This window comes from Ruminococcus sp. AF17-12, assembly GCF_003479245.1.
Classification (GTDB): Bacteria; Bacillota; Clostridia; order Lachnospirales; family Lachnospiraceae; genus Blautia_A; species Blautia_A fusiformis.
Genome location: NZ_QUGY01000028.1, coordinates 1 through 8,192 on the forward strand (window position 1 = coordinate 1; position 8,192 = coordinate 8,192).

8 protein-coding genes are annotated in these 8,192 nt (G+C 44.2%); all 8 read left to right on the plus strand.

All coding sequences use genetic code 11. The features are described from left to right. Window positions 1-400: 400 nt before the first annotated feature. The 8 genes from DWW77_RS17685 to DWW77_RS17720 all read left to right on the plus strand — a co-directional run bounded on the left by DWW77_RS17685 (window position 401) and on the right by DWW77_RS17720 (window position 8,129). Window positions 401-1,543 (plus strand): tyrosine-type recombinase/integrase, encoded by a 1,143-nt coding sequence (locus DWW77_RS17685; protein WP_118609251.1) that lies wholly within the window; start codon window positions 401-403, stop codon window positions 1,541-1,543. Between the two features lie 187 nt (window positions 1,544-1,730). Next, window positions 1,731-3,440: a DUF7601 domain-containing protein gene (locus DWW77_RS17690; RefSeq protein ID WP_118609252.1), complete on the plus strand. Its 1,710-nt coding sequence runs from the start codon at window positions 1,731-1,733 to the stop codon at window positions 3,438-3,440. Between the two features lie 13 nt (window positions 3,441-3,453). Further along, complete coding sequence (locus DWW77_RS17695) at window positions 3,454-3,825, plus strand: hypothetical protein (protein ID WP_118609253.1); 372 nt, start codon at window positions 3,454-3,456, stop codon at window positions 3,823-3,825. Further along, entirely contained in the window at window positions 3,825-4,370 is a 546-nt protein-coding gene (gene lepB, locus DWW77_RS17700; protein ID WP_118609254.1) for a signal peptidase I, read from the plus strand. The genes DWW77_RS17695 and lepB overlap by 1 nt, the downstream gene beginning before the upstream one ends. Window positions 4,371-4,543: 173 nt before the next feature. Beyond that, a complete protein-coding gene (locus tag DWW77_RS17705) occupies window positions 4,544-5,542 on the plus strand; it encodes a DUF7601 domain-containing protein (protein WP_118609255.1) in 999 nt (332 codons plus the stop codon). 30 nt (window positions 5,543-5,572) lie between these two features. Then, the gene (srtB, locus tag DWW77_RS17710) at window positions 5,573-6,346 is read left to right on the plus strand and encodes a class B sortase (protein ID WP_118609256.1); all 774 of its coding nucleotides are present in this window, start codon (window positions 5,573-5,575) and stop codon (window positions 6,344-6,346) included. Between the two features lie 7 nt (window positions 6,347-6,353). Next, on the plus strand, window positions 6,354-7,091 hold the full coding sequence (locus tag DWW77_RS17715; protein ID WP_118609257.1) for a streptococcal pilin isopeptide linkage domain-containing protein: 738 nt from the start codon (window positions 6,354-6,356) through the stop codon (window positions 7,089-7,091). Between the two features lie 69 nt (window positions 7,092-7,160). Further along, window positions 7,161-8,129, plus strand: coding sequence for an AP2/ERF family transcription factor (locus DWW77_RS17720; protein WP_286188045.1), 969 nt, complete (start codon window positions 7,161-7,163; stop codon window positions 8,127-8,129). Window positions 8,130-8,192 lie beyond the last annotated feature (63 nt).

An 8,192-nucleotide genomic window follows, 5' to 3' on the forward strand; every position in this document is an offset into this window, starting at 1 on the left:
AAAGATCTTCCCTCCCCCTGCATAGCAGGGGGTTTATTTTTACTGTCACACAATCAGAAATTCCCGCGTATATCAGGAAGGATATATGCGGGAATTTTTTACTTAAAAAATATAGTTATTTTAAGATAATTAACTGGTAAAATTTCACAGAGCACAATACTCTGTTTATATAAAGTTACCACTTTTTTTCTTAAAATTCAAGCTTTTAGCTCTGGAAAAACAGCTTTTTTGTCGTGGTTTTTCGTCAGATTTTACGGATAATATAGGGCTGCAAATGGGAAAGCAGCTGTAAAAGGAGGTAATACGCCGTCAGGATTATCGTCAGAAGGTACCTGGTGGTGGATAAAATATCTCATTTGTGATCAGACTATAAGAATTCTGTTTAACAGGAGGAAAAACAATGAGCAGAAAAGGAGAAAACATTTACAGGAGAAAAGACGGTCGCTGGGAAGCCAGGTATATCAAGGGCCACAGGCTGAATGGAAGTATCCATTATGGCTACTGTTATGGAAAAACATACCATGAAGCCAGGGACAAAATGAATCAGGCCCGTTTTGCGCTTATGAATAATCAGCCTCAGTCCGTGCACGGAAGGAGAAAACGTCTTTCCGATTATTGTGACGAATGGCTTTGCCTGAAACGGAGCAGCGTAAAGCCAGCTACTTTTGTAAAATATACAACGATTCTGGAAAAATACATCAAACCTGATCTGGGCGAATATTTTTCGGAAGCTGTCTCAGAAATACTTGTGGAGCAGTTCAGTTATCATCTGCTTCATGAGAAAAATCTTTCACAAAAAACAGTGCGGGATATTCTTTCCGTATTGAATTCCATTTTAGATTATACAGTAAAACAAAATCCGCTTGCCCGGTCTGTGGAAATCGTATATCCACGTGCAGAACAAAAAGAAATGCGTGTACTGACCGTTGAAGAGCAGAAAAGATTTACGGAATATCTTCTGAAAGATATGGACGTATGCCGGTTTGGCGTTTTGCTAGCACTTATGACCGGACTTCGAATCGGAGAACTCTGTGCCCTGAAGTGGGGAGATATTTCTCTGGAAGAAAAAGTCATTTATGTGCGTCACACCATGCAGCGCCTGAAAGATCTGACCCCTGTCAGTGAGGAAAAAACAAGAATTGTAACCGGCGGGCCGAAAAGCGGAAAATCTGCAAGAGTGATTCCCATGAATGAGGACATTGCAAATCTTTGCGCCCGGTGGAAAAAAGATAATCCGGATGCCTATATTCTGACCGGTAAAAAAGAGCAGTTTCTGGAACCGAGAACTTTGCAGTACAGGATGAAACTGTATACAGATGCCTGCAATCTGGAAGGTGTGCATTTCCATACTCTGCGCCACAGTTTTGCCACAAGATGCGTGGAGGCCGGTTTTGAGATCCGAAGCCTTTCGGAGATTCTGGGGCATTCCAGCACCAGGATTACGCTGGAATGTTATGTACACTCGTCTATGCGACTGAAGCGTGCAAATATGGAAAAACTTAAGATGGAAACCGGGAAAACGGAAAAAAATTCCAGATTATAAATTTTTAAAAACCGTCAAAAATCGCCGTCAGAGACAGAAAAGATACGGATTTTCAGAGGGTTACAGAAAATTTTACGCAGAGTATTGTGCTCTGCGAAAGAGCAGAAATACCGGCACGGACAAACAGTATGTATGAGAGGTGCCTGTTTTTTTGATTGCCATATCATACAAGAAGGAGGTATGAGGTATGATACATAATCATTCATCTGGAAAACATGGCCTGCTGAGAAAAATGCTGGCAGTCTGTATTGCGTTTGCAATGATCTGCAGTGTTTCCATTTCAGCATTTTCCGTAGAGGCCAGCAGCGAAAATACAGATGAAACAGTACAGTCTGTCATGACAGAGGAAGAGGGAGATCCGGAGGCAGCAGAGGCAGAGACGGACAGCGAACAGACGCCCGGGGAAGAACAGACGGAAGAACCGGAAGTTACTCCACCGGAAGATAATGTGGAGAATCCGGATGCAGATAATGCGGAGCCGACTCCGTCAGAAGATAATGAGCAGCCAGCGGACCCGACTGTGACTGAGCAGCCGGAGGAGCCAACGGTGACGGAACAGCCAACGGCTACACCAACGCAGGTGGAAGAGCTGGAAAAGGATAAAGCAGATTCAGAGGTACAGACACAAGATGCGAAAGCAAAGTGGCCAACACCTACACCAGCATCCTCAACAACATATTCTGGGAAAGCAGCAATTTATTATCTTGCCAATCCTGCAGGAGATCCATGGACAAATGATACAGGAGCATGGGCACCGGCACAGGAAACAAGTAATACAATAGGAAATATTAATACAGATGGTGCAACCTGGGAAGATGGTTATGTAGGAAATACGGTTTACAAGGAGAAAAATATTAAATCAAATGTATCTAAGTATATTACTTCATGGCCGGATGGAAGTAAAGGTACAACCTGGACAGTAAAGCGTGGAGATGCGACTACTGGTTCATATTTCACATTTGTATTGGATTCAATCTGGGATAATTATAAAACTGCAATCAGTAAAGATACAGGGATTGCTCTTAGGGATCTTAATAAAGAAGATATTCTGGAGATTACATTAACGCCCCGTAAAATTTCACGTGACAATGGAGGAACATATCCATATCACATAGACTGTGCGCTGAGTATAAAAAGTAAAAGTGTATTTACCGCAAAATTCTGGGTAAAAGACCCGGGTGAGACGGACTACACACAGGTTGATGCGAAAAACTATAAAACTGGCGATTCTGTTGTCGAAACAACAAAAGCTGAGATAGGCAGTACAAAAGAAGTTAACGGAATAATCTATGTTCTGGATGGCTGGTATCCGGAAAATGAGACCGGAGGAGCTTATAAAGACCAGAAAATTACAAACTGGAATTATACCCCGAATGCCACAGAGCTGGCAGACGGTACCGTAAACTTCTATGCTCACTATACACCACTTTATACATCCGTAAATATCAAAAAGCTTGTAACTGGAAATATGGGAGACAAGAGCAAACCGTTCCATTTTAAAGTCTCGGTAGTAAAGGGAAATACTAATCTTCCATTTAAAATCGATAAGACACAGTATACAGATCCAACAGAAATTACACTGTCAGATAACCAGACAACAGCATTGACACAGGTTCCGGTTGGCGCAACGGTGACAATTACTGAGGATAATTACAGCGGATATACAACTTCCTGTACAATAGACGGTTCTGCTTCTGCTGGTGGCAGAACAGCGACAATATCCAATATTCAGCAGAATAATGAAAATGCCGCACATGAAGTCACCTTTACCAACAATAAAGAAGCCATTCCAGACACCGGTTTAAACCTTGGAACAACACCATATATTCTGGCGTTGGGAATTGTAGCCCTAGGTGCTGGGCTTCTGCTCTTCGGACGCAGAAAACGTCAGAGTTAAGGGCGGACGTGTGATGAAGGAAAAAAAGACAGCAAAGAAAGGGAGCCGTAACGCACAGCCAGAGCGGCTTCCGGAAACAAATACAAAGGCGTTAAATCATGAGCAGGAAAAGCTGAGACAGTGGTTTCAGGAAGTAAAATTCCGGAAGGTACTGTTCGGTGGAGTGGATGAGATCCAGCTCTGGAAAAAACTGGAAGAGCTGAACCAGATCTACGAGACATCCTTAAGCGCAGAACGTGCACGTTACGATGCACTCCTCGCTGACCACCAGAAAAGCTGCAATGCCGTGATTCGCAAATATAAGAAACTTGCTGAAAGCAGGAATACCGGGCGGGATGCCGGAAAAGAGAAGGCAGAGAGCTCCGGGGAAGAGGTGCGGAGGTGATGCGTGCTGAAAAAGATCAAACCTGTTCTCAGACAATCCGGAAAAGAAGATATTCTACAGAAATAAAGGAAGGCTACATCCGTCTTTTCTGGCGGATCGTGTTGATCGTGGCCGTTGGCTGGCTGCTGTTTACACAGGTTTTTCTTATAGGCCAGGCACCGGATAATGAAATGTTTCCAGCAGTGGAGGCCGGAGATCTTCTTATCGGTTTTCGGATGGAACAGAATTTTGCAAAAAATGATGTCGTCGTGTATGAAGCCGGCGGCAAAACTCATGTGGGACGTATTCTGGGATGCGAGACGGATGTAATCACAATGGATGACACAGGAACGCTTCTCGTAAACGGAACGGCCCAGACAGGAGAAATTGCATTTCCTACATATGCAAAGAAGGGGATCACCTATCCCTACACAGTTCCGGAAGGCAGTGTGTTCATTCTGGGAGATTACCGGACACAGGCAAAAGACAGCCGTGAATTCGGCCCCATCTCCACAGAGGATGTGAAAGCAAAAGTAATCACCATACTCCGAAGAAGGGAACTGTAAAAAGTAACAGCTCTCCCTTTTACGGGAGCACATCACAATCAAGCGGACAAAATCATCCGCATTTGTTACGCAGTGTTATATTCAATAACTGCGTTGTGATCGATTTAGTTAAAACGTATAAGCTGCTTATTATGAGCTTATAAATAAATTTATATTTCTAGGAGGATTTTCTTATGAAAAAGACAAAGAAACTGTTAGCATGTTTGATCGCAGCAGCCACCATGTTTACCATGGGAAGTACGGCGTTTGCGGCAACAACAGTAGACACTACAAAAGATCATGATAGAGTTACTGTTGAGAAGGTTTACAAACTTACAAATGCAGACACAGCTTCTCCAAAAGAAACTTTTACATTAGAGCAGGTTGGAAATGGTAAAGTAAAAGATGGTGAAGCAACTTCGGCTCCGGCACTTGGAATAATTACAGGTGCTGAATTTGCAAAAACAGCAGCAACTATTGAGGGAGCAACTGGAAATATTACAGTTGCACTGCCGAAGTATGACAATGTTGGTGTGTACGAGTACACATTGAAGGAAGTTGCAGGAAAAACTGCAGGTGTTACTTATTATGGAAAAGAGATTAAGCTGACAGTAACAGTAGTTAATGGAGCTGATGGAAAACTTCGTATTGCAGCAGTTCATACAGAGGCAGTAGGCGAAGCAAAATCAGATTCATTTACAAACACTTATTCCGCAGGAAAGTTAAATGTTACTAAAACAGTTATTGGTAATTTAGGTGATAAAACCAAAAAATTCCATTTTACAGTTAAATTTGAAAAACCTGAAAATAAAGATGTTAAGAGTGATATTACAGCAACAGTTGCAGGTACTGATAAAGGAATCCTTGCTTTAGATTGGACAAGTGGAAGTTGCACATATGAGTTTGATCTGGCAGATGGAGAGACTGCATCTTTGGGTAACATTCCATATGATGTGAAATATACAGTTACTGAGAGTGACTATACAAAAGATGGTTACAGTATAGCTGACAAAACAGGTGACAAAGGTACTGTAAGCGCAGCTGAACAGACAGCAGCCTTCACCAACACCAAGACAGGCAACGTCGACACAGGCGTCAACCTCACAACCCTCCCATACATCCTCGTATTCGCAGGTGTAATCGTAATCGCAGGTGCAGCATTCATCACCAGAAGACGCAAATTCGAAGACTAATGATTATTCAGGCAGCAGAGAGGAGGCAGTATGAACGCATCTAAGTTTTTCCTGAAAGCAGCCAACTCTCTGATCACTGCCATTGTGGCATTGTTTCTGATCCTGGCGGCGGCGTATTCCGGGTATGCACTCTGGGATAACGCACAGGTCTATGGCGCTGTGGACGACATTCAGTCACAGCTCTTAAAACTGAAACCCGACCCGGAACAGAAAGACGGAGGCGCTTCTTTTGAAGAGCTCCGCAAGATCAATCCGGATGTCTGTGGATGGATCACACTGGACCACACAAAGATCGACTATCCGATTCTTCAGGGAGAAGATAACCTGACTTACATCAATACTGATGTATATGGTGATTTTGCTTTGTCAGGAAGTATCTTTCTGGATTCCGGCTGTGACAGAAATTTTCAGGGGAAATATTCTCTCCTGTATGGTCATCACATGGCAGAGCATAAGATGTTCGGAGATCTGGATCTTTACAGAAAAAAGAAATTTTTTAACAAAAACACCACAGGTACGCTGATCCTGCCTGACCGTTCCTACAAGCTGGAAATTTTTGCGTGTATGCAGGTTTCCGCATCTGAGGATTCGATTTTTGCAACGGGAAAATGGCAGGCGGATACCAGTGGACTTGTGGATTTTGTCAGAAAAAACGCAGAACGTGTCCATCAGCAGACGATGGACAATATTGGAAAGTCCGAAGATTTTTCCCAGATACTGGCAATGTCAACCTGCTCTTCGGAATTTACAGATGCAAGAACAGTTCTTCTGGCGGTAATGAAACCTTATTCGCCGGAGACGTAAGGAGGGGATGAAGACGAATATACGAAAATTTCCGGCAGTGCTCCTGCTTGCGGTTCTGTGCCTGACAGTTTTTCCGATTTCAGCTATGGCAGCTGGAGTTGCGGAAGTAAAGATTCCTGTCAGCGTGGAATTGTCAGGTGAGAAGCCATCTCCGGACGAAACTTATACGATCATTCTTCAGGGTGAGGACGAAGCGCCCATGCCGGAAGAAAACATATTGACAGTAACAGGAGCCGGGAAAGCGGAATTTCCGGCAGTGAGCTATTCTGTGCCGGGTGTGTACTGCTACACAGTTTCCCAGCAGCCGGGCAGCCTGAAAAAAGGCCATTATGACTCCACCGTTTATTACGTAAAAGTGACAGTAACAAACGGAGACTCCGGCGAGCTGGAAGCGGTTGTTGCCGCACATACAGATGCGCAGATGGTCAGTGAAAAACAGGACATCACATTTGTGAATACCTATGATCCTGCGGACACACCAACACCAACGCCGGAAAATACACCGACACCGTCTCCTGCATATACACCGACCAGTACACCGGCAACTCCGGTGACAACGACTCCAGATAAAACTGGCAGCAACCCAACTGCTTCAGGAACTTCTTCCAGTCATGTAAAATCCATGCCAAAAACCGGTGATAATACCAATATCGGAAAATGGATCGCAGTAATCTGCGTTTCCGGATGTGCGGTATTACTTATAATCGGTTTTGCCAGAAAAAAACAGAAGACGGATAAAAAATAAAATCTGAACAGCGGTGCGGCCGAAAAAAATTTTCTACCGTACCGCTGTTTTTTGTAAGGGATGAAGAATATGAACAGGGGACTTGAACTGGAAGGCCGGAGATTTGGACATCTGACGGTGCTGAAAAGACTGGATGAACGTGAGAACCGGTACATTATGTGGCTGTGCCGTTGTGACTGCGGGAATGAAATAAAAGTAAATACAAGGCGTCTGGTGAGAGGAACCGTGGATAACTGTGGATGTATTCTGGAAAAAACGGCCAGACGTGGACCGGTGGCAGAAGACCTTACAGGTCAGAGATTCGGGAAACTTGTGGCAGTAAGAAGGATTCGGAGCCAGAACGGAAGAACCAGATGGGAATGCCGCTGTGACTGTGGAAATATCCATATCGTTACCGCACATGCGCTGAAAGCTGGAAAGTGTACCAGCTGTGGCTGCAGTCGTTACGAAAAGGGAAGGGGAGTCACAGATATCAGCGGCCAGAAATTCGGACGTCTGACTGCGCTTTACCACACAGATAAACGGAGCAAAAAAGGCTCAGTATTCTGGCATTGCCGCTGCGACTGTGGAAATGAAGTGGAGGTCACAGAAGACGGGCTTCTTCACGGCAATTACAAAAGTTGTGGCTGCCTGCGCCAGGAAATCTGGAAAGAACTTCCGGGGCAGCTTCATATGGTTGATGGAACCTGCGTGGAAATGCTGGAAAAGAGAAAACACCGCAGTGACAATACCAGCGGTTTTCGTGGAATCTACCATATGAATAATGGAAAGTACCGTGCCACCATAGGATTTAAGGGGAAGAGATTTTATATAGGAACATTTAAGAATTATGAAGATGCAGTACAGGCACGCCTGGAAGCAGAAAATACCATTCACGGAGGTTTTGTCCAGGCCTGGTATACCTGGAACAGCCTTGCGGAAAAAGATCCGAAGTGGGCCGAAGAACATCCACTGGTATACGAAATTGAGAGGGTAAACGGAGAGTTTCAGGTAATCACAAACATGAACCGGCAGATGGAGTTACCGGTCCATAAATAAACAGAAGTCAAGACCACCCGCTTAGCGGGTGGCTTGCTCTGTCCCTATAAGGGACTATTCCCT